This window comes from Dactylosporangium vinaceum (assembly GCF_019904175.1).
GTDB lineage: Bacteria > Actinomycetota > Actinomycetes > Mycobacteriales > Micromonosporaceae > Dactylosporangium > Dactylosporangium vinaceum.
On sequence record NZ_CP061913.1, the window covers coordinates 7,094,875 to 7,120,991 of the forward strand.

Annotated in this window: 24 protein-coding genes; 17 read left to right on the forward strand and 7 right to left on the reverse strand. The window is 74.0% G+C overall.

The features are described from left to right. Positions 1-96 precede the first annotated feature (96 nt). A complete protein-coding gene (locus Dvina_RS31620) occupies positions 97-1,119 on the forward strand; it encodes a hypothetical protein (protein WP_223092950.1) in 1,023 nt (340 codons plus the stop codon). 370 nt (positions 1,120-1,489) lie between these two features. Here the strand turns inward: Dvina_RS31620 and Dvina_RS31625 are convergent, their stop codons facing one another. Then, positions 1,490-3,010, reverse strand: coding sequence for an MFS transporter (locus Dvina_RS31625; RefSeq protein WP_223092951.1), 1,521 nt, complete (start codon positions 3,008-3,010; stop codon positions 1,490-1,492). Positions 3,011-3,071: 61 nt separating this feature from the next. On the opposite strand from Dvina_RS31625, the gene Dvina_RS31630 reads away from it, so the two are divergent. Then, complete coding sequence (locus Dvina_RS31630) at positions 3,072-3,956, forward strand: helix-turn-helix transcriptional regulator (RefSeq protein WP_246655441.1); 885 nt, start codon at positions 3,072-3,074, stop codon at positions 3,954-3,956. Positions 3,957-4,130: 174 nt separating this feature from the next. Here the strand turns inward: Dvina_RS31630 and Dvina_RS31635 are convergent, their stop codons facing one another. Further along, positions 4,131-4,937, reverse strand: coding sequence for a polysaccharide deacetylase family protein (locus Dvina_RS31635; RefSeq protein WP_223092952.1), 807 nt, complete (start codon positions 4,935-4,937; stop codon positions 4,131-4,133). A 436-nt stretch (positions 4,938-5,373) separates the two neighbouring features. Between Dvina_RS31635 and Dvina_RS31640 the strand changes: the two genes are divergently transcribed. The 3 genes from Dvina_RS31640 to Dvina_RS31650 all read left to right on the forward strand — a co-directional run bounded on the left by Dvina_RS31640 (position 5,374) and on the right by Dvina_RS31650 (position 8,260). Further along, the gene (locus tag Dvina_RS31640; RefSeq protein ID WP_223092953.1) at positions 5,374-6,396 is read left to right on the forward strand and encodes a glycoside hydrolase family 11 protein; all 1,023 of its coding nucleotides are present in this window, start codon (positions 5,374-5,376) and stop codon (positions 6,394-6,396) included. Between the two features lie 125 nt (positions 6,397-6,521). Next, positions 6,522-6,965, forward strand: a complete 444-nt coding sequence (locus tag Dvina_RS31645; protein ID WP_223092954.1) for a CBS domain-containing protein — start codon at positions 6,522-6,524, stop codon at positions 6,963-6,965. Beyond that, positions 6,962-8,260: an ArsB/NhaD family transporter gene (locus Dvina_RS31650; RefSeq protein WP_223092955.1), complete on the forward strand. Its 1,299-nt coding sequence runs from the start codon at positions 6,962-6,964 to the stop codon at positions 8,258-8,260. The genes Dvina_RS31645 and Dvina_RS31650 overlap by 4 nt, the downstream gene beginning before the upstream one ends. 83 nt (positions 8,261-8,343) lie before the next feature. On the opposite strand, the gene Dvina_RS31655 is transcribed toward Dvina_RS31650, so the two are convergent. Beyond that, positions 8,344-8,853: a hypothetical protein gene (locus Dvina_RS31655; protein ID WP_223092956.1), complete on the reverse strand. Its 510-nt coding sequence runs from the start codon at positions 8,851-8,853 to the stop codon at positions 8,344-8,346. Between the two features lie 359 nt (positions 8,854-9,212). On the opposite strand from Dvina_RS31655, the gene Dvina_RS31660 reads away from it, so the two are divergent. Further along, positions 9,213-9,728: a fascin domain-containing protein gene (locus Dvina_RS31660; RefSeq protein WP_223092957.1), complete on the forward strand. Its 516-nt coding sequence runs from the start codon at positions 9,213-9,215 to the stop codon at positions 9,726-9,728. Here Dvina_RS31660 and Dvina_RS31665 read toward each other — a convergent pair. Continuing rightward, complete coding sequence (locus tag Dvina_RS31665) at positions 9,712-12,468, reverse strand: AfsR/SARP family transcriptional regulator (protein WP_223092958.1); 2,757 nt, start codon at positions 12,466-12,468, stop codon at positions 9,712-9,714. The genes Dvina_RS31660 and Dvina_RS31665 overlap by 17 nt on opposite strands. A 175-nt stretch (positions 12,469-12,643) precedes the next feature. On the opposite strand from Dvina_RS31665, the gene Dvina_RS31670 reads away from it, so the two are divergent. The 10 genes from Dvina_RS31670 (at position 12,644) to Dvina_RS31715 (ending at position 19,793) form a co-directional block, all read left to right on the forward strand. Further along, entirely contained in the window at positions 12,644-12,829 is a 186-nt protein-coding gene (locus Dvina_RS31670) for a hypothetical protein (RefSeq protein ID WP_223092959.1), read from the forward strand. Between the two features lie 91 nt (positions 12,830-12,920). Further along, on the forward strand, positions 12,921-13,478 hold the full coding sequence (locus Dvina_RS31675) for a peroxiredoxin family protein (RefSeq protein ID WP_223092960.1): 558 nt from the start codon (positions 12,921-12,923) through the stop codon (positions 13,476-13,478). Further along, a complete protein-coding gene (locus Dvina_RS31680) occupies positions 13,475-15,337 on the forward strand; it encodes an ABC transporter ATP-binding protein (RefSeq protein WP_246655442.1) in 1,863 nt (620 codons plus the stop codon). Before Dvina_RS31675 ends, Dvina_RS31680 begins: the two co-directional genes overlap by 4 nt. Further along, positions 15,334-15,774 carry a S26 family signal peptidase gene (locus Dvina_RS31685; RefSeq protein ID WP_223092961.1) on the forward strand — a complete coding sequence of 147 codons (441 nt, stop codon included), beginning with the start codon at positions 15,334-15,336 and terminating at the stop codon, positions 15,772-15,774. The genes Dvina_RS31680 and Dvina_RS31685 overlap by 4 nt, the downstream gene beginning before the upstream one ends. Positions 15,775-15,778: 4 nt before the next feature. Continuing rightward, a complete protein-coding gene (locus Dvina_RS31690) occupies positions 15,779-16,177 on the forward strand; it encodes a hypothetical protein (RefSeq protein ID WP_223092962.1) in 399 nt (132 codons plus the stop codon). 65 nt (positions 16,178-16,242) lie between these two features. After that, positions 16,243-16,755: a hypothetical protein gene (locus Dvina_RS31695; protein ID WP_223092963.1), complete on the forward strand. Its 513-nt coding sequence runs from the start codon at positions 16,243-16,245 to the stop codon at positions 16,753-16,755. A gap of 62 nt (positions 16,756-16,817) precedes the next feature. After that, the gene (locus tag Dvina_RS31700; protein WP_246655443.1) at positions 16,818-17,180 is read left to right on the forward strand and encodes a VOC family protein; all 363 of its coding nucleotides are present in this window, start codon (positions 16,818-16,820) and stop codon (positions 17,178-17,180) included. Positions 17,181-17,280: 100 nt separating this feature from the next. Then, a complete protein-coding gene (locus tag Dvina_RS31705) occupies positions 17,281-17,940 on the forward strand; it encodes a GNAT family N-acetyltransferase (RefSeq protein ID WP_223092965.1) in 660 nt (219 codons plus the stop codon). A 536-nt stretch (positions 17,941-18,476) separates the two neighbouring features. Further along, complete coding sequence (locus tag Dvina_RS31710) at positions 18,477-19,274, forward strand: RNA polymerase sigma factor SigF (RefSeq protein ID WP_223092966.1); 798 nt, start codon at positions 18,477-18,479, stop codon at positions 19,272-19,274. 135 nt (positions 19,275-19,409) lie between these two features. Next, positions 19,410-19,793, forward strand: a complete 384-nt coding sequence (locus tag Dvina_RS31715; RefSeq protein WP_223092967.1) for a hypothetical protein — start codon at positions 19,410-19,412, stop codon at positions 19,791-19,793. 33 nt (positions 19,794-19,826) lie between these two features. Here the strand turns inward: Dvina_RS31715 and Dvina_RS31720 are convergent, their stop codons facing one another. Further along, complete coding sequence (locus Dvina_RS31720) at positions 19,827-20,399, reverse strand: TetR/AcrR family transcriptional regulator (protein WP_246655444.1); 573 nt, start codon at positions 20,397-20,399, stop codon at positions 19,827-19,829. A 92-nt stretch (positions 20,400-20,491) separates the two neighbouring features. Here Dvina_RS31720 and Dvina_RS31725 point away from each other — a divergent pair, with 92 nt between their 5' ends. After that, positions 20,492-20,806: a putative quinol monooxygenase gene (locus Dvina_RS31725; protein ID WP_223092968.1), complete on the forward strand. Its 315-nt coding sequence runs from the start codon at positions 20,492-20,494 to the stop codon at positions 20,804-20,806. A gap of 80 nt (positions 20,807-20,886) precedes the next feature. Here the strand turns inward: Dvina_RS31725 and Dvina_RS31730 are convergent, their stop codons facing one another. Both Dvina_RS31730 and Dvina_RS31735 read right to left on the reverse strand, forming a co-directional pair. Beyond that, entirely contained in the window at positions 20,887-23,583 is a 2,697-nt protein-coding gene (locus Dvina_RS31730) for a hybrid sensor histidine kinase/response regulator (protein ID WP_223092969.1), read from the reverse strand. Between the two features lie 213 nt (positions 23,584-23,796). Then, a complete protein-coding gene (locus Dvina_RS31735) occupies positions 23,797-26,058 on the reverse strand; it encodes an Hsp70 family protein (protein ID WP_223092970.1) in 2,262 nt (753 codons plus the stop codon). Positions 26,059-26,117 lie beyond the last annotated feature (59 nt).

Genomic DNA, 26,117 nt, shown 5'->3' on the forward strand with positions numbered 1-26,117 from the left:
GCATCGAAGCCGGTATTGGACGAGCCGGCGCGATCATCCGCACCCTTGTCGCATGAGTTGCGCGTTCACGCTGCTGTACGCAATCGGAGGGCCGGCATGACCGCCTACTCGGGCTGGGGCCGGCTGCCGCTGTTCCTGGCGGCGGTACCCCTTGTGCTGTTGTTCGCCGTTTCGGACGCGAACGACCACGACTGGCGGGCCGGGGCCTGTGCCGCGATGATCGGCGCGCTGGTCCTCGCCGGGCTCAACCTCGCGGTCGCGGCCGGCCTCAACGGCGGTGAGGGCGGCGCGTGGCGAGGGGATCACCGTGCGGGTGGCACGGCGATGCAGAGCTTCACGCCGGATCTCCTCAGCATGGCCGGCGCCGCCGGGGCCGCCTGGACCGCACAGTGGATCACCTGGCCGGTGGCGATCCTGCTGTACGTCGCGGGCACCGTCGCCTACTTCGCGGTGCCGAGATGGCGGGAGCGTCGCGCCCGCGCCGCCGTCATCGCGCGCCGCCGGGCCTTCGCGGCGGCGAAGGGCTGGCGTTTCGCGGGTACCGTTGCGGGCCTGACGACCCGCTGGGACTTCGGCCCGTTCGCGATGGCGAGCACCTTCGCGGAGGTCATGAACCGGCCCACGGCGAAGCTGCGCGGCCACTATGCGGGGATGTCCGGCTCGATCGACGGCTTCGCGTTCACCATCGTCGACGCCTTCCGGCCGCAGCCGTGGGCGGTGTTCCGGGCCTGGAGCCGCACGCCTGTCACCGTCTGCGCCGTGCACCTCAGCCACAGCCTGCCCGGGATCCGCGTCGGGATCGTCCCGGGCCGCGCACGCGGCCGTGTCAAGGTGGCGGTCGACTGCGTCGCGCCGGCCTACGCCGAGGCGGTCGTCAACGGCGCGGCGGTCGACGCGATGGTGGAGTGGAGCCTGGACTCCTTCGAGATTCAGGGCTGTGACGTGCTGACCGTGCTGCCGTCGTTGACGTTCGACACGGACGAGGACAGCGAGGAGGACAATGTGGCAGTCGTCGAGAGCCTCATCGCCGTCCTGTCATGCCTTGACGTGGACCCGCACACGTGGCGGTCGGGCCCGGCGGGTCCGCTACCGATACCGCACGACGCCGGGCGCGGCTGAAGGCCGCATGCACCACGGCGGCAGCAGGGTGGTCGGGTCGCTGCTCGACGAGAGCCTGGACCCGCAGTTCCGCGACAGCACCGGTCGGACGCTGCTGCACGGAGTCCATGTGCGAAATTCTGGTCCATGGCGCATCGGCCGAGCTCATCGCGCGCTTGGCGCAGGGACGACACATGGCGCTGCGGCGTGTTCAGTGCCGTCGACGGCGGGTGCTCGCCCCACACCACGTCGATGAGGCGGTCGGTGCTCACGACCTCGCCGGCCCCAGGGCGAGCACCGCGAGCACCGTCCGGCGGCGCTGGGGCCGAGCCGCCCCATTCCGCGACAGGCCATCAGAGACTCTCGACCGCAGCGGGATGCCGGTCTGGTGTCACGCCTGGTGGGGCACGGCGGTCCGGGGTAGGGCGAGCATCGCGGCCGCGGCCAGGAGGTAGGTTGCGACCTGCCAGGGCATGACCTGGGCCAGGGCGTGGCCGAACGCGGCTGCCTCGTCGCCGGCTCCCGTCGGGGCAGCGCCCGGCGCGGCGGTGCCGGTGGCCAGCGCGTCGAAGAAGACGGTGCCGAGCACGGCGACGCCGACCGCGCCACCGATCTGGTTGACCGTGGACAGCACGCCACCGGCGGCGCCGGCGCGGCGGCCGGGAACACCGGCGAGGACGACGTTGACCAGGATCGGGGCGGCGAGTCCGAGGCCGAGGCCGCCGAGGAGCATCACCGCGGCGAGGTGCCGGTAGCCGGGTGCGTCGCCGTCGCGGACCAGCCACCACAGCAGCCCCTGGGCGGCCGCCAGGATCAGGGACCCCGTGACGAGCAGGGCCCGGCCGGCCCGGGCGGCCAGCGCGACCCCGGCGCCGGAGGTGAGCATCGACCCGATCGCGTAGGGCAGGATCACCAGGCCGGCGTCCCAGGCCGAGCGGCCGGTCCCGGACTGCAGGTAGATGGACAGGGTGAGGAAGAACGACGCCAGCCCGCCGAAGAACAGCACGGACGCGGCGAGGCCCGCGGTGAACGGGCGCACCGACAGCAGCCCGGGGTCCAGGACGGGCTCACCGCCGCGACGGGCCAGGCGCCGCTCGTAGCCGAGGAACAGTGCGAGGACGGCGACGCCGGCGGCCAGCAGCGCCCAGCCCCAGGCGGGCCAGCCCCAGTCCCGGCCCTGGACCAGGGGCAGCAGCACGAGCAGCACCCCGACCGCGGCCAGGACCGCCCCGAGCACGTCCCGGCGGGTCCGTGCGGGGGCGCGGGACTCGGCCAGGACCCGCGACCCGACGGCCAGGGCGACGAGCGCCACGGGGATGTTGATCCAGAAGATGGTGCGCCACCCCAACTCCCACAGGTCGGCGTCGACCAGGGCGCCGCCGAGCAGCGGACCGGCCACCGAGGCCAGACCCTGGACCGCACCGTAGGCGCCGAACGCCTTGGCCGCCGCGGCCGGTGCGAACGACGAGCGGATGATCCCGAAGACCTGCGGGACCATGAACCCGCCCGCCAGGCCCTGCAGCACCCGGACGGCGATCAGCACCGCGGCGGTCGGGGCCAGCGCGCACGCCGCGGACGCGATCGCGAAGCAGGCAAGCGACCCGAGGAAGACCCGGCGGCGCCCGTAGTCGTCGCCGACCCGGCCCCCGGTGATGAGGCCCGATCCCAGGGCCAGGGTGTACGCGGCAAGCATCCACTGCAGCTGCGCCGGCGAGGCGTGCAGGTCGCCGGCGACATCCGGGGCGGCGACGGTGACGATGGTGACGTCCAGCAGGTCCATGAACGAGGCGAACAGCACCACCAGGAGCGCCGGCGTGGCGGCCCGCCCGGCCAGGCGCGGCGCGCCGCGCTCGCCATGTGCGTCGGCGGGGTACTCGTCGGCGGCGGGAAGATCCCCGCTTGCAGCAGTCATGAGCGCACTCTGGCACCGGTGGCGGACACGGAATGGCCGCTACTGCTGGCAGCCTCGGAGCATGGCCGACACGTCCGCGCGAATCCTGCGCCTGCTGTCTCTGCTCCAGGCCCGCATCGACTGGTCCGGACCCGAGCTCGCCGAGCGGCTCGGCGTGTCGGCGCGGACGCTGCGCCGCGACGTGGAGACGCTGCGCGAGCTCGGGTACCCCGTCGAAGCGATCAAAGGCCCCGGCGGCGGGTACCGGCTCGGCGCCCACGGGAAGCTGCCGCCCTTGGTGCTCGACGACGACCAGGCCATCGCCATCGCCCTGGCCCTGCAGACGGCCCCGGCGACCGTGACAGGCATCGACGACGCCGTCACCCGCGCCCTGAGCACCCTGCGGCAGGTCATGCCCGCACGGCTACGGGCCGCCAGCGAGGCGTTCGAGGTGACCAGCCTGCGCAACTACTGGGAGTTTTCGGCCCCGCCCATCGACGTCGCGACCCTGCAAGCCGTCGGCTCGGCGATCCGCACCGGCCGCACGCTGCGCTTCGACTATGCCACCGACGCCGCCTCGGACAGCCGTGGCCCGGCGGCCGGCGAGCCCGGCTTCCGGCCCCCGCTCGAGGTCGAGCCACACCACCTCGTCGTCTGGGCCGGCCGCTGGTATCTCGTCGCCCGGGACCGCGCGCGGCAGACCTGGCAGACCTACCGCGTCGACCGCGTCCGGCCCCGGGCCTCCACCGGGGTGCCGTTCACGCCGCAGCCCCGCACCCGCGACGACCTGACCCGGCTCGTGGTCCAGAACCCCGACCGCGGCGACACCCCCGGCCGATGGCAATGCGTCGGCACCGCGACGCTGCACCGGCCCGCCGAGGTCGTCGCGCGCTGGGCGCCCGGCGGGTCCGTCGTCACCCCCATCGACTCCGACCACAGCCGGCTGACGATCGGCGGCTGGTCCTGAGTCGGCGTCGCCGGCCTGTTCGTCACCTTCGACACCGACCTCGACGACGTCACCCCGCCCGCCCTCGCCGACGCCTTCGCGACAGTCAGGCGCCGGCTCGGGCGCGACCACCTCGCGACCCGGTGACCCGGCCGGCCTCGTCACCGCGGTGGCGACCCGCGCGGTCGGGCGGCGTCAGGGCCGCTGGGCGGGGTCGTGCTCGTCGAGGGCCAGCAGCTCGGACACGGTCACGAAGCGGTAACCGCGGGCGCGCAGGCCGGCGAACATCTCGCCGAGGTGTCGCAGCGCGACGAGGCGGCGCTGGTCGCCGACGTCGTGGGCGAGCACGATCGAGCCGGGGCGGACGGTGTTGACGATGTCGGCGACCTGACCCTGCGGGTTCTTCTCGTACTGTGCCTCGTGCATCTGCTGCGACCACAGCACGAGCCGGTAGCCGAGCTTGTCGGCAGCGAGCACCGTGGAGCCGCCGAGGTGCCCGTAGGGCGGGCGCAGCAGGGTCGGTGCGCGGCCGGTGACGTTGTGGATCGCCTCCGCACCCCGGTTGATCTCCCCGACGGCCTGGCTGAGGTCGAGGGTGGCGAGGTCGGCGTGCGACCAGGTGTGGTTGCCGACCTCGTGGCGGTCGAGCCGGCCGCGCACGACGTCGGCGTGGTGGCTGAGGTTGCGCCCCACCATGAAGAAGGTCGCCGGCACGTCCCACGCGTCGAGCGCGTCGAGCACCATCGGCGTCCAGTCCGGCGCCGGGCCGTCGTCGAACGTGAATGCGACGACCGGTGCGTCGGTGCGCACGTGGTACGTGATGGTCGTGCTCGGCGAGTCGGCGTCGGTCAGCACGTCGGCGGCCGACGCGTAGCCCCCGGCCAGCGGCGGCTCGTCCAGGCCGAAGACGTGCTGGACGAGCGGCGAGCCGACCGCCCCGACGGCCATCCCGGCCACCGCGAGCCCCGCTCCTCCAAGTATCCGCCGTCGCGACAGCCCCATTCGCCGCTCCCCCCGTCGATGTCGTGGTGGCATCGTGTCACGGCACAGGGTGACCAATCATCGTCCGAGCAGTCGGTCCGCACCAGGGTTTTCCCGGACGCATCGACCCCGGCTCGCCCCGATAAGAACCTTACGTAGCGTCGGATGCACGGAGCGTCGCCTGGCGGTACATCGCGGCGCGGCTTCGACATCAGCGCGCTGAAGTTCCCCGAAAGGTGCTCGAAACTTTCGGGGAAACGCCGGTCGGTTTGGGCTCGTCGTGGCCGGTCGCGGCCCGTGCAGTACCCACCGAACACGCTTTTGCGGGGTTTCGACGTCCGGAAGTTTTCCGGTAATTGTTGCCAGCGCGACGGCGGCGTGTTCATAATCTCGCTGTCGGCGTTCGACGATCGTCGATTGACTCGTCCTCGCCCGCCTATCGAGGAGGGAACACCCCATGCCCGAGAGACCCGCCCGGCACCGACGGCTGCTCATCGGCCTGGTCAGTGCGGTCGCGCTGGCCGCCGCCTCCGTGGTCGCCGCCGGCACCGCGCACGCCGAGGCCGACCGGACCGTCACGTCCAACACCACCGGCACGCACAACGGCTACTTCTTCTCGTACTGGAAGGACAGCGGCAACGTCACGATGAACCTGGGCGCCGGCGGCAGCTACAGCGTCCAGATGAACGGCATCAACAACTCCGTCGTCGGCAAAGGCTGGAAACCCGGCTCCAACCACACCGTCAACTACTCCGGCTCATTCAACTGCGGCGGCAACTGCTACCTCGCCCTCTACGGCTGGACCACCAACCCCCTCATCGAGTACTACGTCGTCGAAACCTACGGCAACTACAACCCCAGCAACGGCACCCAACGCCTCGGCTCCGTCACCACCGACGGCAGCACCTACGACATCTACCGCACCCAACGCGTCAACCAACCCTCCATCATCGGCACCGCCACCTTCTACCAGTACTGGAGCGTCCGGCAGAACAAACGCGTCGGCGGCACCATCACCACCGCCAACCACTTCAACGCCTGGGCCAGCCTCGGCATGAACCTCGGCTCCCACGACTACCAGATCCTCGCCACCGAGGGCTACCAGAGCAACGTCAGCTCCAACATCACCGTCAGCGAAGGCTCCGGTGGCGGCGGCGGCGGCGGCGGAGGCGGCGGCGGAGGCGGCGGAGGCGGCGGAGGCGGCGGAGGCGGCGGTGGCTGCACGGCCACACTGTCCGCGGGCCAGAAGTGGAGCGACCGCTACAACCTCAACGTCACGGTCTCCGGCTCCAGCAACTGGACCGTCACGATGAACATGCCCTCGCCGGCGACCATCAGCTCGACCTGGAACGTGAACGCGACCTGGCCCAGCCAGTACGTGATGGTCGGCAAACCCAACGGCAGCGGCAACAACTTCGGCGTCACCATCATGGCCAACGGCCAATGGACCTGGCCGACGGTGTCCTGCAGCAGCGGCTGACCCACCGGGTTCCCGGGGGCGCGGTGGCGATCGGCCGCCGCGCCCCCGTCTGATAGTTTGGCACCGGGTGTGCCGGGAAGTCTGGTCGGCGTGCGATGCACTGTGCCGACCGAAGGGACCCCCCGATGAAGGCCCGCGATCTCGCCGCCGAGTTTCCGGCCGTGCACCTCGACACACCGGCCATCGAGGCGGCGCGGCTCCTTGCCGGGCAGGACCTGCCGGGGCTCATCGTCCTCGACGCGCGTGGCTACCCGTCCACGATCCTGGCCGGCACGCAGGTGCTGCGCATGGCCATCCCCCAGTACTGCCAGGACGATCCGGCGCTCGCCCGGGTCGTCGACGAGCCGGCCGCCGACCTGCTGCTGCGTGAGCTCGGCGACCGTACCGTCGCGCAGGCCCTCCCGGCCGAGAAGCGCGAGCTGGCCGTCGTCGCCCCGGACGCCACCGTCCTGGAGATCGCAGCCGTCATGGCCCGCACCCGCACCCCGCTCGTCGCCGTCGTCGACAAGCAGCGGCAGCTGCTCGGCGCGATCACCCTCGACGCACTGCTCGACCGGATGCTCGAGTGAGCATCACCGCCTGGATCGCCGTCGCGGTCTTCGCCGCCGCCTACGTCCTCATCGCCACCGAGTGGGTCCACCGGGTCGCCGCCGCTCTGGGCGGTGCCGCGGTCATGCTCCTCGTCGGAGCGACCGACGCCGGGCACGCGTTCTTCTCGCCCGCGGCCGGGATCGACTGGAACGTGATCGTCCTGCTGCTCGGCATGATGCTCATCGTCGCCGTGCTGAAACGCACCGGCGCGTTCGAGTACCTGGCCATCTGGGCGGTGAAGCGGGCCCGCGGCCGGCCGTTCCCGGTCATGGTCATCCTCGTCGTGGTGACCGCCGTCGCCTCCGCGATGCTCGACAACGTCACCACCGTCCTGCTCATCGCCCCGGTGACGTTCCTGGTCTGCCAGCGCCTCGGCGTGCCGGTCGCGCCCTATCTGATCGCCGAGGCGATGGCCAGCAACATCGGCGGCACCGCCACCCTCGTCGGCGACCCGCCCAACATCATCGTCGCCAGCCGGGCCGGGCTGGCGTACAACGACTTCCTCAACCACCTGGCGCCGCTCATCGCCGTGCTGGTCGTGGTGTTCGTGCTCCTGTGCCGGGTCCTGTTCCGCTCGGCGTTCCAGGCCGACCCGGCGAAGGCCGCCGCCGTGACCAAGCTGCGCGAGCGCGACGCGATCCGCGACCCGCGCCTGCTCGCCGTCAGCCTCGGCGTCCTCGCGCTCGTCACCGCCGCGTTCGTCCTGCACGCCGTCGTCCACCTCGAGCCGTCGGTCGTCGCGATCGTCGGCGGTCTCGCCCTGCTGGCCGTGTCCCGGCTCGACACGGGAGAGGTCATCGCCGACGTCGAGTGGCCGACACTGGCGTTCTTCGCCGGGCTGTTCGTCATGGTGGGCGCCCTGGTCAACACCGGCGCCATCGCCACGCTGTCACACGGCATCGCCGACGCCGTCGCCGGACGGCCCCACGCCGCCGCGATGGGCCTGCTCGGCGGGTCCGCGGTGCTCTCGGCGGTCGTCGACAACATTCCCTACGTGGCCACGATGACGCCTATCGTCGCCGACCTCGCCGCCGCACAGGGCAGCCACGGCGGCCCGCACGTGCTGTGGTGGGCGCTGACCCTCGGCGCCGACCTCGGCGGCAACGCCACCGCCGTCGGTGCGTCGGCGAACGTCGTCATCCTCGGCCTCGCCGAGCGGGCCGGTGCGCGGATCAGCTTCTGGCAGTTCACCAAGTACGGTCTCGTCGTGGCCGCCGTCACCGTCGGCATCTCGGCGGTGTACCTCTGGCTGCGCTACCTGGCCTTCGCCTGACCGCGCCCGGCGGGCGTACTGCGCCCGCCGGATGCCATGGGCGCGGCGCCGGTGCCCGAGCGGCTCGGGCACCCGATGTGGCATCAGCCGGTCGTCGCCTCCGCCGACGGTTCGGTGGTCGGCTCGGTGGCCGGGCCCGACCCGGACCCCGGCCCGCCGGCCGGCTGGTCGTGCAGCAGGACGTAGGTCGCCGTGTAGGACGCCGACTGGCCGGTGCCCTGGACCGTGCCGGCCACGAGCACCTTCGTGCCGGCACCGATCGGCCCGGCCTGCAGGCCGTTGCGCGACGAGAGCACCTTCGTGCCCGAGCTGATCGTCCAGGTCCGGGAGAACCCGTCCGACGAGCGCACCGTCAGGCTGGAGCCGCTCACCCGGCCGGCCGTGCCCTGCTGCACCGCGACGCGGACCGGGCCCTGCTTGGTCTGCAGGATGCCCTCGCCGTGCAGGACGTCGGACATGCCTGTCATGCTGCCGCTCGACTGGCTTTCCCCGGGCGGCGCCGGGGTCGGCTGGGCCGCCGCCGTCAGCGGGGCGCCGGTGATCAGCGCGCCGGCGGTGACCGCGGCCACCAGTGTTCGCCGTGTGCGATACATGATCGCCCTCCTTCACTCATCTCAGGGGACTGCTACCGCGCTGGAGAGCGACAAAACGGGCTTCTTTCGGATTTCCGGCACGACTTGCCGATGCAGGACAGCGGCCCCGGAATGGGCGATGCGGCGGTTGGCGAGGTCTCGGCGGTTCTCGATGCCGGGGCGCCCGTCAGGTCGGCGCTGGGCAGCGTGAGGGTCATGGCCGGGCCGCCGCCCGGTGTCGCCTCCGGGGTCATGGCGCCGCGTCCGGGTTGTCGGGTATCGGATCGTGGCGGCCGTTCGGGCGGCGCTGCAACCGGCGGCTCCTACCTTCGTCCTCGGACCCGGGCGACGGCGTCCGGGCGCGAACGAGGGGGAACCACATGAACGGGATGCGCATCACGGTGGCGGGTGTCGTGGCCGCGGTCGCGGCGGCGCTCGTGCCCGCCGCGGCCCAGGCCGGCAACGCGCCTGTCACCTGCTTCATCCAGACCAACGACGGGCATTACCTGACGGCCGTCGGCGGCGGCGGCCGGGTCACCGACGTGCTGCACACCGACGCGACGAAACCCAGGTCCTGGGAGCGGTTCACGCTCGTGGACTCCGGCGACGGCGCCGCGAACATCCACTACGGGTTCCGGACGTTCCGGGGGCAGTACCTCACCGCTGTCGGCGGCGGCGGGCGCACGAGCGACGTCATCCACTCCGACGCGACGGCGCTGCGGGCGTGGGAGAAGCTCTCCGTGGACTCGCTCGGCCACGACATCTACGCCATCGAGACCATCAACGGGCACTACCTGACCGCCGTCGGCGGCGGCGGGCGCACGAGCGACGTCATCCACTCCGACGCCACGCGGATCGGGGCGTGGGAGCGGTTCCGGTTCAGCTGCGGGCACTGACCGGCGCATCCGCCGTCCAGGGCGGTGCGGCGGGCCCGGCGTCGCCGAGGTCGGCGAGGATCTGCCGGGCCACCCGCCACGCGGCCTGCGCGGCGTCCGGGCGGCCGGACGCCGCGTGGGTGTGGCCGAGGTGGGTGAGGATCTTCGTCTCGTTGAACCGGTCGCCGCAGCGCCGGCACAGGGCCAGGGCGCGCTCGTAGTACCGCGTCGCGTCGGCGTATTCGCCGCGGTGGTGGTGCACGTAGCCGATGCTGTCCAGGGTGGCCGCCTGGCCGCTGCGGTCGTCGAGCTCGTCCTGGATCGCCAGGGCGCGCTCGCAGTGGGTCAGGCTCGCGGTCCACTCGCGGTGCCGGGCGTGCACCCAGCCGACCAGGTTCAGCGCGCGGGCGCGGCCGACGCGGTGCCCGGCCTCGGTGTAGAGCCGCAGGGCGTGGGCGCTGCGCTCGCGCATCACCGGCCACTCGCCCCGCGACTCGGCCAGGCGGGCGAGGGCGTAGTAGACACCGGCCCGGCCGGCGGTGTCGCCGAGCCGCTCGTAGCCTTCCAGCGCGGCGCGGTACGCGGTCTCGGCCTCGCCGAAGCGGCGCAGGTGCGCGTGGGCACAGCCGAGCAGCCGCAGCGCCCAGGCCCGCCCGCGGTCCTCGCCGAGCTGCTCGGTGGCCCGGATCGCGAGCCGCCCGACGGCGCTCAGGTCGTGCCAGCGGCCCTGGTCGTGCAGCAGCCCGGCGAGGACCCGGGCCAGCTGCCAGGCCCGCCGGGCGAACCCGGCCTCGACGGCCAGTCCGGCCGCGGCCAGCATCGCCGGGCGGTGCTCGGCGACCCAGCGCAGCGCCGCCCGCTCGCCGGTGCACGCCTCGACCAGCACCCCGTCCGGCGCCGGGTCGGCGACGACGCGGACCCGGTGCGGGTGCAGCTGCAGCGCCGCGGCCTGCCCGCCGTACACGTAGTGATCGATCACCCGGCCCAGCGCGGCGGCCCGCTCGCCGTCGGAGTCGCGGGAGGCGGTCAGCTCGGCCGCGTAGGTGCGCAGCAGGTCGTGCATCGCGTAGCGGCCGGGCCGGTGCTCGCTGAGCAGGTGGGCCCGGGTCAGGTCGGCCAGCAGGGACCGGGTCCGCTCGGCCGGGAGCCCGGCCAGGCTCGCGGCCGCCGCGGCGCCGGCGTCGGGGCCAGGGCACAGCGCGAGGAGCCGGAACAGCTGGGCGGCCGGTGGGTGCAGCGCCCGGTAGGACCAGGAGAAGACGTTGCGCACGTCGGTGGCCGGGTCGCCGGCGCCCAGGACGTCGAGGCGGCCGACGACGAGCTCGTCGGCCCAGCGGGCGAGCGGGAAGTCCGGGTGGGCGGCGGCCCGGCCGGCGACGACGCCGAGGGCGAGCGGCAGGCGCGCGCACCGTTCGGCGATGAGCCCGGCGGCGTCGGGCTCGGCGGCGACCCGGTCGGTGCCGAGCCGGCCGGCCAGGAACTGCCGGGCCTGCTCGGGTGAGAACAGGGCGATCGGCACCGGCCGGGCCCCTTCGGCCGCGGCGAGGCCGGTGAGCTGGTCGCGGCTGGTGACCACGACCAGGCAGCCGTGGGTGCCGGGCAGCAGCGGGCGGACCTGGGCGGCGTCGCGGGCGTTGTCGAGCAGGATCAGCATGCGGCGGTCGGCGACCAGGGTGCGGTAGAGGGCGGTCGCGGCCGGCGGCTCGGACGGCACCGTCTCGGCCGGGACGCCGAGCGCGTCCAGGCCCAGCAGGACGGCCTCGGCGCTGCTCATCGGGGCCGCACCGGCGCCGAATCCGCGCAGGTCGAGGTAGATCTGCCCGTCGGGGAACCGGTCGCGGACCCGGTGGGCCCAGTGCACGGCCAGGGCGGTCTTGCCGACCCCGGCCGAGCCGGACAGCACCACCACCGCGGCCGGCGCCCCGCCGTCCAGCGCGTCGTCCAGGCGGGCCTGCTCGGGCGCGCGGGCGACGAACCCGGGCACGTCGGCCGGCAGCTGCGCCGGCGCCCGCCAGGCCGGCCCGGGCAGCTTCCCGTCCGGGGCCTCGTTGCGCAGGATGGCCCGGTAGGCGTCGCGGACCTCCGGCGACGGGTCGGCGCCGAGCTCCTCGACGAGGCGCTGGCGCAGCTCGGCGTAGCAGTCGAGCGCGTCGACGGTACGCCCGGTCAGGTGCAGGGCCCGCATCAGGGCCGCGGTGAGCGGCTCGACGAGCGGATACTCCCCGATCGCCTCGGTCAGCGGGGCGAGGACGGCGCCGCCGTTGCCGCAGCGCAGCTCCGCCTCGGCCCACTGGACCAGGGCGTCGACGTACTGGCGGCGCCAGGCCCGGCGCATCCGCTCGGCCCAGCTGCCGGGCAGCCCGGCCAGGGGCTCACCGGTCCACAGGCGTAGCGCCCGGCGCAGCAGCCCCACCCCGTCGTCGTCCCGGCGGCCGCGGGCCTGCTCGACGAGGTCGCGGAACCGGTTGAGGTCGACCTGCTCGGCCGGCACGTCCAGGGCGTAGCCGCCGGAGCGGCGCAGCAGGACCGGCCCCGCCCCGCCGGCCAGCAGCCGCCGCAGCCGGGTGAGGTAGACGTGCAGGGTGCGCCGGGCGCCGGGCGGCGCCTCGTCCCACACCCGGTCGATGAGCAGCTCGCTCGTCACCGTCCGGCCCGCGTCGGCGGCCAGGACCGCCAGGACGTGCCGCTGCTGGGGTGGACCCGCGTCCACCACCTGCCGATCGAGCCGCAGCTCCACCGGCCCGAGCAGTCGAATCTCCATGCCACACCGCCCCCGTTGGCAGCGCCCTGCATCAATGTACGGCTCAGCAAGGTCGAATACGTCAATTGGTACCAGCGGGACGTTAGGAATTCGTTAATAAATCGACTTCGGTCTTTGTCGCATGCTGTGGGCAGCCGGCCGGAGATCATCGGCCGGCACGGCGGAAGGAGTGCACATGCGTTCAGCCATGAAGGCGGTCGGCTCGGTGGCCGACCGGCTGCTCGGCATGGTCGTGCCGCACACCGTGGCCCGGGCCATGGACTGCGACTGGGAGTGCTGCGGCGGTGGCAAGGCCCACTACTGCTGCTACTACACCGGCGGCACCCACAAGTGCGGGACCTGCGTCAAGCACGAGTGCTGAGCCGGCACTGAGTACCGCGGGTCGCCGGTGTCCGCGGGCACCGGCGGCCCGTCATCCACCGATTTCAGCCGAATCCGAAGGCGGTCCACCCATGCCTGTCCTGATCGTCGCCGTGGCGCTCGTCGGCGCCCTGTGCCTGCTGAACCTGCTGTTCGCGCTCGGCGTGATCCGCCGCCTGCGCGAGCAGACGAAGCTCATCGACGCGCTCTACGAGGTCGTCGGCGACATGCCCGATGCCGGCGCGGGCGGCTCCGGCCCGGCCGCCGGTGACACCGTCGCCGACTTCCGCGCCACCACCACCGCCGGCGAGCTGGTCGCCCGCGACGACCTGGCCGCGGCGAGCGTCGTGGCCTTCCTGGCCGCCGACTGCAAGGGCTGTCACGAGCAGCTGCCCGGCTTCCTGGCCTGGGCCCGCGACCAGGACCGCGGGCGCGTCCTCGCGGTCGTGAACGCCGACGGCGCCGACCCGCGGTCCTTCGTCGAGCAGCTGAGCCCGGTGGCCCGGGTCGTCCTGGAGGGCGCGAAGCCGGCGGTCGCCCGCGCGTTCAAGGTCACCTCGTACCCCCAGTTCGTCGTCGTGGGCCCCGGCGCCACTGTCGCCGAGGTCATCCACGCGGCGTCCCGGCTCCCGGTGGGTGCGCCGGCGTGACCGCCGAGGAGTCCGAGCCGCGGCCCGGCGCGCGCGCCCTGTTCGGCGCGGCCGGCCGGGCCGCCGGCATGGTCTGGCAGGCGGCCCGCGCGCACGTCGTCGCGTACGTCGCGGCGGTCGTCGTCACGGCCGCGATCCCGGTCGCGGTCGCCTGGCTGACCCGGGAGGTCCTCGACCGGGTCAGCCGCCCGGACCGCACCGGCGCCGGGCTGCTCGAGCTGGCCCTCGCGCTGGCCGCCGCGGGCGGTGCGCTGGTGGTCGCCACCCAGGCCGGCGAGTATCTGCGCGGCGAGGTCGACCGGCGCGCCGCCCTGCGCGGCAAGGACGAGCTCTTCGCCGCCGTGGGGGCCATCCCCGGCCTGGCCCCGTTCGAGGACCCGGCGTTCCTCGACCGGCTGCGCCTGGGCGAGCTCAGCGCGGGCCACCCGGGCCGGCTCGTCGACACGACCCTGAGCACGATCCGCAGCACGCTGACGGTGGCCGGCTTCGTCGGCTCCCTCGCGCTCATCAGTCCGATCTTCACCGCGATCGTGCTGGCTTCGGCGATACCGGCCCTGCTCATCGAGGTCCGCCTGTCCCGCCAGCGGGCCGGCATGCTGTGGCGGATCGGCCCCGTGGAGCGCCGCCGGATGTTCTACTCCACCCTGCTGTCCACGGTGGACGCGGCCAAGGAGATCCGCCTGTTCGATCTCGGCGGCTTCCTGCGCGGCCGGATGCTCGCCGAGCAGCGCACCGCCGACGCCGCCCGCCGCCGCATGGACCGCCGCGAGGTGCTGGTCCAGGGCGGCCTGGCCGGCAGCGCGGCAGTGGTGGCCGGGGCCGGGCTGGTGTGGGCGATCCTCGCCGCGGGCGACGGCAGGCTCGGCGTCGGCGACGTCGCCATGTTCATCGCCGCGATGGCCGGCGTGCAGGCGTCGCTGGGCACGGTGGTCGGGGCGGGTGTCATGGCCTACGAGCACCTGCTGACGTTCCACCACTTCGTCGCCGTCGTCACCGCCGCCCCCGACCTGCCGGTGCCCGCCGCCCCCCGCCCACTGCCGGCGCTGCGCCGCGGCATCGAGCTGCGCGACGTGTGGTTCCGCTACAGCCCCGACCACCCGTGGGTCCTGCGCGGGGTCGACCTGACCATCCCGGTCGGCCAGACGGTCGCCCTGGTGGGGCGCAACGGCGGCGGCAAGAGCACCCTGGTGAAGCTCCTGTGCCGCTTCTACGACCCGACCCGGGGCTCGATCCGCTGGGACGGCGTCGACATCCGCGACGTCCCACCGGCGCAGCTGCGGTCCCGGATCGGCGCGGTCTTCCAGGACTTCGTCTCCTACGACCTGAGCGCCGCCGAGAACATCGCCGTCGGCGACCTGGCCGTGGCCGACGAGCACCGCATCGCCGAGGCCGCCCGCGACGCCGGGGTTCACGACACCATCGCCGCCCTGCCCCGCGGCTACGACACCATGCTGAGCCGCTCCTTCAAGGCCACGGCGGCCGACGATGACGACCGAGAAGCGGCGGCGGGGGTACTGCTCTCCGGCGGGCAATGGCAGCGCGTGGCCCTGGCCCGGGCGTTCCTGCGGCGCGATCGCGACCTGCTGATACTGGACGAGCCGAGCGCCGGCCTGGACCCCGAGGCCGAGCATCAGGTCCACAGCCACCTGCGCACCCTGCGCGCCGGACGCACCAGCCTGGTCATCTCGCACCGTCTCGGCGCCGTCCGCGACGCCGACCGCATCGTCGTCCTGGCCGGCGGCGTGGTCGCCGAGGACGGCCGCCACAGCGAGCTCGTCGCGGCCGGCGGCGGCTACGCCCAGCTCTTCGCCCGCCAGGCCGCCGGCTACCGCGACGAGGGCGTGGCGGTGGCGGGATGATGTGGCTCTCACCCACCGCTGCGGCGCTGCTCGTCCTGGCCGGCCTGTGGTGGCTGCGCGGCCGCTACCTCACCATCACGGTCTCCGGCCCGAGCATGCTGCCCACCTACCACCCCGGCGAACGCCTCCTGGTCCGCCGCATGCCCCCGGCCGCACTGCGGGCCGGCCAGGTGGTGGTCCTGCGCGCCTTCGCCCCGCCGGGCCCGGACCAGGACCGGCCCTCGTGGATCGTCAAACGCGTGGCCGCCGCGCCCGGCGACCCGATCCCCCGCGCCACCGTGCCCGCGCTGCACGCCGAGCCGGGTGATCGGGTCCCACCCGGCCGCGTGGTCCTGCTCGGCGACAACCCGGACTCCTCCCACGACTCCCGCCGCTCCGGCTACTTCAACGCCGACCGCCTGCTCGGCGTTGTCGTGCGGCGGGTGGGCGTACGCTGAGACAATGAGAGCCGTCGATCTCATGCTCCGGTGTGGCCTGGTGCTGCTGACGGCCGCGTGCACCGGCGGCCACCCCGACGTCGAGCCCGCACCCTCGGCGACCCCGTCGTCCGCCCAGCGGGAACTGCACGCGGGCACGAACGTCGACCTCACCGCCGTCGTGAGCCGCGTCTACGGCGAGCACGCCTTCGTCGTCGACGACGCCGACCTCCCGCCGGACGGGCAGCTGGTGGTCTCCGCCGCCGCGGTCACGGTCTTCGTCGACGACCTGGTGACCCTCTCCGGCACCGCCGAACGCCTGGACGCCACCGCCCTGCGGCAGTACGGCGCCGCCACCACGACAGCCGTCGCCGTCATTGCCACAAGCGTCCGCCGCTACCCCGCCCGCTCCGCAACGCCCTGACCCTGACCCATGCCGAACCGGCGGCGCTCGTTTCACCGCCGCGTGCCGCCGGGTATCGGTTCGAGGTGACCGACATCGAAGTACCCGCGATGCGGCGCAGCGGCCCCGTGCGGCTCGCCGTGGCCGCCGGGTTCGGGATCTGCGCGTCAGGCACCGTCCTGCTCATCACCCTGGCGCTGCTGCACCACGGTACGGGCCGGCCGGCCGCGCTCTGCGCCGCGCTGGCAACGGCGTCGCTCACCGCCGTCATGCGGCAACGGCACCCGGCCCGCCCACCGGTCCGCCTGACCCGGGCCGGCCTGCAACTGCCCGGCGCCGGCGACGAACCCCGCACGCTCGCGTGGGCCGACATCGAGACCGCGACGGTGGCGGGCGGCCGGCTGTCACCCCGGCTGGTGGTGGTCCCGGCCGATCCGAACGGGTCCGTGGACGCGGCGGCCCCACGGCGGCGCGCGGCCACGCCGAGCCGGACCCGGCTGCCGATCGTCGTACCGCTGGGCGGGAGCCGCACCGAACACGCCCGGCTGCGCACCGGCCTGGCCGCGCAGCTCAAGACCGAGCCGGGAGACGCAAGGTGATCAATGTTGCCGGCTCGAGCCCGGCCTGAGGCGCCGCCCGGCCCGTCGCTATGTTTGGTGCCGTGGAGACATTGGGCCGGCTCGCCGGTGTCACGATCGACTGCGGCGACCCCCAGCGGCTGGCCGAGTTCTGGGCCGCCGCGCTCGGCGGGCGGGTGACGGAGTCCCTTCCCGGGTGGCGGCGGGTCACCGTCGACGGCGGCGGGCCGGTGCTGACGCTCCAGCCGGTGCCGGAGCCCAAGGCCGGCAAAGCGCGCCTGCACCTCGACATCGCCGTCGCCGACGTCGGCGCCGCGGTGAGCCGGGTCGAGGCGCTGGGCGGCCGGTGGACCGGTGAACGGCACGACTACGACGAGGGCGCGGTCCTCGTCATGGCCGACCCGGAGGGCAACGAGTTCTGCATCGTGCAGTACTACCAGGTGTGACCCGACCAGGTGTGACCCGTCCGGGCCTCGCCGTGACGGCCCCGGAGCGCGGCGCCGCCGGGGCTGCACGCCGGGCGCCGGGCCGGTGATCACTACTGCCGTGACCGATCTCGCGCAGCTCTTCATTCGCTGGCAGCACGGCTGGAGCGTGGCCCGGGGGCTGCCCGCCGCGCAGGACGTCGACGGCGGGCTGCGGGTGCACTGCGCGCAGCCGGGCCGCGCGGTGGAGTACTTCGCGCCCGGCGCGGACGCGGACCCCGGCCTGCTCGCCCGCCTCGCCGCCCGGGTGCGTCAGGAGAGCGTCGTCACCTGGCTGACCACGCCGACCGTCCGCCCGGGGCCCACCGCCGGGGCGCTCGAACGGGCCGGCCTGGTCCTCGTCCAGCGGGCCGAGCAGCTCATGGTCACCGACCTGGCCACCCACCCGGACCGGCCGCCGGCCGGCTCCTACTCGCTCGACGTCCGCGTCGAGGGCACTGCCGTCACCGCGCTGGTCCGGCACGACTCGGGCGAACGGGCGGCCGGCGGCGTCATGGGTGTCACCGGCACCGACGCGGTCGCCGACCGGATCCTGACCGAGCCCGGCCACCGCCGCCGCGGCCTGGCCGGCACCGTCATGGCCGCCCTGGCCCGCACCGCCGTGGACCTCGGCGCCCGGCACGGTGTGCTCATCGCCAGCGCGGACGGCCAGCGCCTGTACCCGACGCTCGGCTGGCGCCCGGTCGCCGACGTGGTCATCGCCGCCAACCGTCGTTCGTAGCACCGCCGCTGCGCACGTGCGGCCGGCGGCGCGCGGCGGCCGCACTGCCGCTGCCCACCGTGCGCCGCTGTCACCCGATCGAGTCGGGCTCCGGACCCATCCGCCCGCAGCCCGCGGCCGAATCTCGGTGTGGTGCCGGGATGGGCGCCAACCGGTCCGGGTCCGGCCCCGGCCGGCCGTCCCGGCACCGCCCGGTGCCGCCGATCGGCCGGTCGGCGGCGCGACCGCCGTGCCGGCCGGTGCCGTACCTCGCTGAGCTGTTGGCCCTGCATGCCGGCGTGACATAGGCTCGGCGAGTCCGACCTGCCCCGGGATGACCCGGCGGCGGGCAGCGCATCGTCCAGCAACCGGCGGTGTCCGCTCGGACGGTTCACGGCCGACTCCGCACAGCGGCGCGCTCCAGACCCGGGCGCAGCAGCCGCCGCGAGGGATGGGCCGTCCTGCTGACGCATCTCCTCGCCCGCACACCGCCCTCCGGCGTCGTCCGACGCCCTGGCTGCCGGTTGTGCGGGTACCGATGAAAGAGGTTGCCGGACATGTCCGTTGCCGTCACTGCCACCGCCGCGCGCTCCACCCGTGAGGCCACCGACGCGACCGCGCTGGCGCTGCTGTCCCTGCTGGCCGACCTGGCCGCCGGCAGCCCGGACCGGCAGCGGGTCCGCGACCGGGTCGTCGAGATGTACATCCCGCTCGCCCGCTATCTGGCCCAGCGGTTCAGCCACCGCGGCGAGCCCGTCGAAGACCTGATCCAGGTCGCCCACATCGGGCTGCTCAAGGCCGTCGACGGGTTCGATCCGGCCCGGGGGGTGCCGTTCACCGGCTACGCCATTCCCGGGATCACCGGCGAGCTCAAGCGGCACTTCCGGGACAAGTGCTGGAACATCCGGGTGCCGCGCCGGACGCAGGAGACCCGCCTGCGGATCAACCACGTCACCGAGGAGCTCACCCACAGCCTCGGACGCAGCCCGACGGTGGCCGACCTCGCCGGCCGGCTCGGGGTCTCCGAGGAAGAGATCATCGAGGGCCTCGACGCCACGCACGCCTACCGCACCCTGTCCCTCGACGCTCCGGTCGGCCACGACGGTGACGCCGCGACCGGCCTCGCCGACATGATCGGCCACGTCGACGCCGACATCGAGCAGGTGGAGCTGCGTGAGACGCTGCGGCCGCTGCTGGCGGCGCTTCCGGCCCGCGATCAGCGCATTGTGACGCTGCGGTTCTTCGGCAACCTGACCCAGGCGCAGATCGCGGCCGACCTCGGCGTCTCCCAGATGCACGTGTCGCGGCTCCTGCGCGGTGCGCTGGACCGGCTCCGGCAGGGCCTGCTGACCTGACGGTCGCCGGCTCCAGGCCGCAGCCGATGCGCACGAGCCTGGCGCCGACCGGGGCGGGTCGCCCGGCCGGTGCGGGAGTGTCCGGTCCCGGTCACGCGCCTGTGGGCCGGGCGGACCTGCTCCTACGATTGGCCGGTGATGTACCGCCCCTGGCTGCTCCGTGCCCTGCCGCGCCACCGCCGGATCATGCGCGGTGGCGCCACGGCCGAGGCGATCGTGCTCGAGTCCCGCCCCTGGGGCTGGACCTCCGGAGCGGTCCGGCCGAACAACCGGCTGACGCTGCGGGTGCACTTCCAGGACGGCACCACCACGACGATCGCCCGGGTCGAACGGACCCACTACCTGCTCCAGGACGAGTCGGTCGGCTCCACGCTGCCGATGCGCTACGACCCGGCCGACCGCGCCTACATCGACATCGATCGCCGGGCGCTGCTCGACCGGCACGCCCGCTTCGAGCGGGAGGCCGACCGGGCCCGGATCGAGGACGCCGAGCGCCGGCGGCGCCACCCGGGCGACTGAACGGCGGCGGCCACGGCCCGGCCCGCAGGCCCGTCACGGCGGGCCGCCGGCCCGCGCCCCGTCCAGGAACACCGAGACGACGGCGGCCGAGGCTTCCTCCACCCCGGCGCGCCCGTCGGCGGTCAGCTGCAGCGCGGCCCTGATCAGCCCGCTGAACAGGTCGGCCATCACGTCGGCCGGGAGGTCGGCCCGCAGGGAGCCGTCGGCGGCCCCGCGCCGAAACAGCGCGCGGATCGGCTCCACCAGCCGGGCATCGATGTCGGGATGCTCGCCGGAGCGCTGGATGCCGGCGGTGGTCAGCACGGTGTACTTGCTGCCGACGGCGATGAACCCGCGGGCCAGGCGGGCGATCGCCGCCCCGGCCGGGATGCCTTCCAGATCCGCGTCGGCGATGCGCGCCGCGAGTTCCTCGACACTCTGGGCCGCCATGGCCCGCAGCAGCGCCTCACGACTGGGGAAGTACCGGTAGAGCGTCGCCCGGCCGACCCCGGCGGCGTCGGCGATCCTGCTCATGCTGGCCCCGTCGCCCTGGGTCGCCATGATCACGGCGGCGCTGTCGATGATCGCGGCGACGGTGCGGTCCCGCATCGCTTCCCCTCGGCTCACCGCCGCATCGTACCGTTGACAGCACGCTCTCAACACGAGACAGTGTTGTCTCATCTATGAATCTTCAGCGCGCGAGCGGACGGGGAGCGAGCATGTCTGCGGTAGGCCGGTTCAGTGTCCACGGGCGGATCACCGCGAAGCCCGGGCAGCGCGAGGCGCTGCTCGCACGCTTCCGCGACGTGCTCGAGCTCGGCATCCCCGGACTCGAGTGGTGCAGCATCAGCACGCTGCAGAGCGACCCCGACACGATATGCATGACCCAGATCTGGACCGACCGGGCGGCCCACGACGCCGGCACCCGCTCCGGCATCGTCGCGTCGGCCACCGAACGGGCGATGGCCCTGGTGGCCGGGTCGATGGAGGGCTCCTACGGCCAGGTCGCCTACCTGCGCAGCCAGGCCCACTGACCGGCCGGGCCCCTCCTGCTCCGTGAGCCGCCGTCCGGACCAGGACGTGTCCGGTGGGTGCGGGATGACGGCGAGCGGCGTCAGGGTGTGTCGAGCACGGCGCGGATGCGATCGAGCAGGCCCGCCTCGGTGAACGGCTTCTCGACGAGGATGATGCCGGGGTCCAGGGTGCCCTGGGAGGCGAGGATCGGCTGGGCATAGCCGGACATGTACAGCACCCGGGTGCCGGGGTACAGCTCGCAGATCGCGACAGCGAGGTCCTTACCGAGCATGTGCGGCATGATCACGTCGGTGAGGAGGAGGTGGATCTCCTCATCGGCGCTCTCGGCGATCTTGAGGGCCTCCGGGCCGTTGGCGGCGGCCAGGACGTGGTAGCCGTTGCGGACGAGGATGCGGCACGTGACCTCGCGGAGCGCTTCCTCGTCCTCGACGACCAGGACCGTCTCGCCACCCCCGGGGCGGATCGCAGCGGCGCGGGTGGGGCCCGGCTGCCGGGTGGTGGGCTGCCTGTCGGTGGCGGGCAGGAAGATCGTGAACGCGGTACCGGCGCCGAGCGTGGAGGTGATCTCGGCGTGGCCGCCGGCTTGGACGACGATGCCGTAGACGGTGGCCAGGCCGAGCCCTGTGCCTTCGCCCTTGGGTTTGGTGGTGAAGAAGGGTTCGAAGACGCGATCGGCGATCTCGGGTGGTATGCCGGTGCCGGTGTCGGCGACGCAGAGTCGGACGTGCGGGCCGGCCCGCAGGCTCGGATAGCGGGCGGCGCCGGCGTCGTCGATGACGTGGTTGGTGGTGTGAATGCTTAGGGTGCCGCCGTCGGGCATGGCGTCGCGGGCGTTGACGGCCAGGTTGACCAGGACCTGTTCGAGCTGACCGGAGTCGGCAAGCACCGGCCATAGGTCGCTGTCGAGGACGGTGTGGAGCCTGACGTGTTCGCCGAGGGTACGGCGGAGCAGGGCCTCGACCTCGGCGACGACGGCGTTGAGGTTGAGGATCTGCGGCCGGACGACCTCGCGGCGGCCGAACGCGAGGAGTTGGCGGGTCAGCTCGGTGGCGCGTTCCCCGGCGCGCTGGACCTGGGCGATGTCGTGGCCGACCTGGTGCCAGCGGCCGCCGTCCTCGACCGCGGCCTGGGTGATCTCCTCGGCGATGAACGTGGTGTAGTTGAGCATGACGGCGAGCAGGTTGTTGAAGTCGTGGGCGACGCCGCCGGCGAGCTGGCCGAGGCTCTCCAGGCGCTGCGACTGGTGAAGCCGGGCTTCGAGGCGTTCGCGTTCGGCGGCGGTCTTGAGCCGCTCCCGCTCCGCCTGCGCTTCGAGGCGGTCGGTGACGTCGCGGATGGCGGCGGTGACCATCGGGCCGTCCTCGGTCTCCAGCGCGGAGAGGCTGATCTCGGCCGGGAACTCGGTGCCGTCCTTGCGGCGCGCGGCCAGCTGCATCCCGGCGCCCATCGGCCGGGGCTTCGCGTTGCTGAAGTAGCCGGTGCGGTGCCCGGGGTGCACGCCGCGCGCCCGGTCCGGCACGAGGATCTCGATGGTCTGGCCGAGCAGCTCGTCGCGGCGGTAGCCGAAGAGCCGTTCGGCCTGGACGTTGACCAGGGTGATGGTCCCGTCCGCGGTGACCCCGACGATGGCGTCCGGGGCGGCTTCGAGCAGGCCGCGGAACTTCGCCTCGGCCCGCTGCCGGTCGCTGATGTCCCGCGACACCGACGCCACCCCGATGACATCGCCGTTGGCGTCGGCGATCGGGGACATGGTCAGGGACACCGTGACCATGGTGCCGTCCTTGCGCAGCCGCTCGGTCTGGTACTGCGCGACCCGTTCACCATTGGCGATCCGGCCCAGGATGGCGGCCTCGTCGGCCCGCCGGTCGACGGGGAACAGCACCTCGGCGGTGTGACCGACGATCTCCGCTTCGGAGTAGCCGTAGAGCCGCTCGGCTCCCGGGTTCCAGCTGGTGATCACCCCGGTCAGGGTCTTGCCCATGATCGCGTCGTGGGAGGACTGGACGATCGCCGCCAGCCGGTTCTGCGCCTCCGCGGCGCGCCGCCGTTCGGTGATGTCGCGGACCGTCGCCGAAACCAGGACGCCGTCCTCGGTGTCGATCGAGGACAGGAAGACCTCGCAGGGGAACTCGGTGCCGTCCTTCGCCCGGGCCGCCAGCTCCAGGCCGGCGCCCATCGGCCGTGGCTGGGGATTGCGGAAGTAGCCGCTGCGGTGCCCCGGATGCACGCCCCGCAGGCGGTCCGGCACCAGGATCTCGATCGGCTCACCGACCAGCTCGTCGCGGCGGTAGCCGAACAACCGTTCGGTCTGCGCGTTGACGAGGTTGATCCGCCCGTCCGGGGTGACACCCACCACCGCGTCCGGCGCCGCCTCCAGCAGCTCGCGGAACTTCGCCTCGGCGCGCAGCCGGTCGGTGACGTCCCGGACCGCCGCGGCCACGATCCGGCCGTGTTCGGTGTCGATGGGCGACAGCGAGATCTCCGCCGGGAATCGGCTGCCGTCCTTGCGCCGCCCCGACAGCGGCATCCCGGCGCCCATCGGGCGGGGATGGGCGTCGCGCTCATACCGCCGCCGGTGGGCCGGGTGCACGTCCCGGACGTCCTCGGGGACCAGCAGCTCGATCGGCTGCCCGAGCAGCTCCTCCCGGCCGTACCCGAACAGCCGCTCGGCCTGCGCGTTGACCAACGCGATACGGCCGTCCGAGCCCACGCCGACTATCGCGTCCGGTGCCGCCTCCAGCAGCCCCGCCGACCCGAACTCGCGCTGCCCCGGCACCTCGACCGCCCGCCTTCCGGCTGGATGGACCCCCGTCCGCCACGAGACATCCCGACCGCCAATCCTAGGCCGAACGGCCCTGACCGCCCGCAGATCCGCACCATTCGCAACCATGCCCACCCCGGCACCGCGGCGGTGTCCTCCAGCCCCGGCGCGGCCCGGTGCACAGGGCGGCCGGGACGGCGCGGCGCCGCGGCCGGACGGGCATCGCGATCAGTCGACCTCCGGCGCGGACGCGGCGCGGCGGGCGGCGCGGGTGGTGCGGGCGGTGCGGACGAGCGACGGGCCGGCGACGGTGGCGATCGCGGTCAGGGCCAAGGCCAGCCACACCGCCGGGCGCGGGCCGGTGAGGTCGTCGAGGCGGACGAACCTGGACCAGTACCATATCTGGACGTCGGCGACGGGGATGCCGTAGGCCGCCGGGCGCTCCCAGGCCAGGTCGAGCAGCAGCAGGCCGAAGCACTCGGCGATCGCGAACCAGCCGAGCGGGTGCAGGTCGCGATGGGCGGCGGGGCTGCTGACGATCGCCGTGCGCAGGGCCGCGCCGAGCAGGAGGGCCGCGGCCAGCATCACGGTCAGGCCGAGGAGGTAGCCGCCCCACCAGCCGGCCGCGCCGCCGTTGAGCAGCAGGCCGCGCAGCGGTTGGACGTCGCGGGCCCGGTCGCCGCTGAACGACGTGTACTCCCACTGGCGGCGGCTGCCCGTTGCGAGCACCAGCAGCGCGCCGGCCGCCGCCCACGCGGCGAACCAGGCGATCCGGGGCCGCGGACGGCGGGGCGCGACGAGGGGATCGGGCGACGGCGGGCGGAACGTGCGGTACACGGCGAGGACGAGCCCGGCGCCGGCGGCCGCGGCGACGATCCACAGGGCGGCGGCGCTGAACTGCTCCGAGTAGGCGCGGTCGCCGTCGGTGAACGAGAACGCGTCGCCGTCCTCGCGGGTGAGGCCGAGCATGAGCAGTGCGACGGCCCCGCCGCCGGTGGCGAGCACGGCCGGCCCGAGCGCACGGTGGGCCGGCGCCGGGGCGCGCCCGGGTGCGCCGCCGACCGCGACACCGATGACCATGGCGAGCAGGACGAGCACCGACTTGGGCAGCAGCGGCGTGAGCAGGCCGGTCACGAACGGCGGCCCGTAGTCGTCGTCGAACTCGCCGGCCAGCAGCCCGACGATCCCGAGCGCGGCGATGACGGCGAGCGCGATGAGCGGCCACCGGCCACCACCGCTGACCGGCTCCGCGTCCGGCTCCACCGCGGCCGGCTCGGCGGATGGGGAACCCCGCTCCCCGGCGGCTGCGGGCGGGGGCGGGTCCGGCGGGGCGGCCCCGGGCGTCGCCGGGCTTGGGTGCTCGCGGCGAGGGACGGTACTCGTAGGCAGGGTCGTGGCCGGGAGCGGGCCCGGGTCGGTGATCAGGCTGCCGTGGGCGACCACCAGCTCGGGCTGCTCCAGCACCACCGGGGCGATGCCGAGGGCCTGGTGCAGCAGCGTCGCCACCAGCGGCACCCGGCTCGCCCCGCCGACCAGGAAGACGCCCGCGAGGCGCCCGGCGGTCACGTCGCTGGCGAAGAGCGTCGCCGTGGTCAGCGCCACCGTCCGGTCGATCCACGGGCGGGCCAGTGTCTCGAACTCGGGCCGGGTGAGGTAGAGGTCGACGTCGTAGAGCGGGATGGCCAGGCCCGCGCTTGTGGCCCGGCTGAGCAGCTCCTTGGTCGAGCGGGCGTCGTCCCAGAGCACGCGGCGGTGGCGGCGGTCGGCCACCGTCGCCGGGTGTTCGAGGCGCTCCCACAGCTGTGGCGCCCGCGCGGCGACGTGGGTGCGGGTCCAGCCGACGACCGCGGCGTCGAGGTCGATGCCGCCGACGTCGTCGAGCCCGCCGGCCGCGGCGACGTGCCAGCCGTCACCGCGGCGGCGTACGACGCTGATGTCGAAGGTGCCGCCGCCGAAGTCGTAGACGACGACCGCGTGGCCGTCGGGCACGCGGTGACCGAGGACGCCGGTGAAGTACATGGCCGCGGCGACCGGCTCGGCGACGAGCGTGGGCTCGCCCAGCCCGGCGTTGCGGGCGGCGCTGGTGAGCAGGCCGCGGCGGGTCGCGCCCCAGCCGGCCGGGTGGGTCAGCACGATCCCGCCCGGCGCCTCGCCGAGGATCCGCCCGGCCTCCTCGGCCACCCGGCGCAGCACGGACTCGATCAGCCGCTCGACCGGCACATCGCGGCCGGCCAGCAGGACGCTGCCCTCGTCGATGCGGCGCTTGGGGTGCGGCTCGTAGGCGGCGGGCTCGATCCGGGCGCTGCGCTCGGCGTCCCGCCCGACGAGCATCGTCTCGTCGGCGGCCAGGTACACCGCCGACGGCATGAGCGGTGACGCCTCGAACAGCAGCGCGTCGGCGCGGCCGCCGGGGCGGCCGAGCACGGCGACGGTGTGCGAGGTGCCGAAGTCGATCCCGAGTCGTACGGTCTGCACTGTGTCGACCTCCATGACGACGTTCTCCGGCTTACACAGAGCGCCCCGGCGCCGATCTGATACAGCGCCGGCCG

Bases quoted from the DNA above. Each gene is read 5' to 3' on its own strand.
- Dvina_RS31685 (WP_223092961.1), top strand. From the start codon at position 15,334: ATGATGTGGCTCTCACCCACCGCTGCGGCGCTGCTCGTCCTGGCCGGC.
- Dvina_RS31675 (WP_223092960.1), top strand. From the start codon at position 12,921: ATGCCTGTCCTGATCGTCGCCGTGGCGCTCGTCGGCGCCCTGTGCCTG.
- Dvina_RS31655 (WP_223092956.1), bottom strand. From the start codon at position 8,853: ATGTATCGCACACGGCGAACACTGGTGGCCGCGGTCACCGCCGGCGCG.
- Dvina_RS31635 (WP_223092952.1), bottom strand. From the start codon at position 4,937: ATGGGGCTGTCGCGACGGCGGATACTTGGAGGAGCGGGGCTCGCGGTG.
- Dvina_RS31725 (WP_223092968.1), top strand. From the start codon at position 20,492: ATGTCTGCGGTAGGCCGGTTCAGTGTCCACGGGCGGATCACCGCGAAG.
- Dvina_RS31710 (WP_223092966.1), top strand. From the start codon at position 18,477: ATGTCCGTTGCCGTCACTGCCACCGCCGCGCGCTCCACCCGTGAGGCC.
- Dvina_RS31630 (WP_246655441.1), top strand. From the start codon at position 3,072: ATGGCCGACACGTCCGCGCGAATCCTGCGCCTGCTGTCTCTGCTCCAG.
- Dvina_RS31640 (WP_223092953.1), top strand. From the start codon at position 5,374: ATGCCCGAGAGACCCGCCCGGCACCGACGGCTGCTCATCGGCCTGGTC.
- Dvina_RS31620 (WP_223092950.1), top strand. From the start codon at position 97: ATGACCGCCTACTCGGGCTGGGGCCGGCTGCCGCTGTTCCTGGCGGCG.
- Dvina_RS31665 (WP_223092958.1), bottom strand. From the start codon at position 12,468: ATGGAGATTCGACTGCTCGGGCCGGTGGAGCTGCGGCTCGATCGGCAG.
- Dvina_RS31690 (WP_223092962.1), top strand. From the start codon at position 15,779: ATGAGAGCCGTCGATCTCATGCTCCGGTGTGGCCTGGTGCTGCTGACG.
- Dvina_RS31645 (WP_223092954.1), top strand. From the start codon at position 6,522: ATGAAGGCCCGCGATCTCGCCGCCGAGTTTCCGGCCGTGCACCTCGAC.
- Dvina_RS31660 (WP_223092957.1), top strand. From the start codon at position 9,213: ATGAACGGGATGCGCATCACGGTGGCGGGTGTCGTGGCCGCGGTCGCG.
- Dvina_RS31735 (WP_223092970.1), bottom strand. From the start codon at position 26,058: ATGGAGGTCGACACAGTGCAGACCGTACGACTCGGGATCGACTTCGGC.
- Dvina_RS31625 (WP_223092951.1), bottom strand. From the start codon at position 3,010: ATGACTGCTGCAAGCGGGGATCTTCCCGCCGCCGACGAGTACCCCGCC.
- Dvina_RS31670 (WP_223092959.1), top strand. From the start codon at position 12,644: ATGCGTTCAGCCATGAAGGCGGTCGGCTCGGTGGCCGACCGGCTGCTC.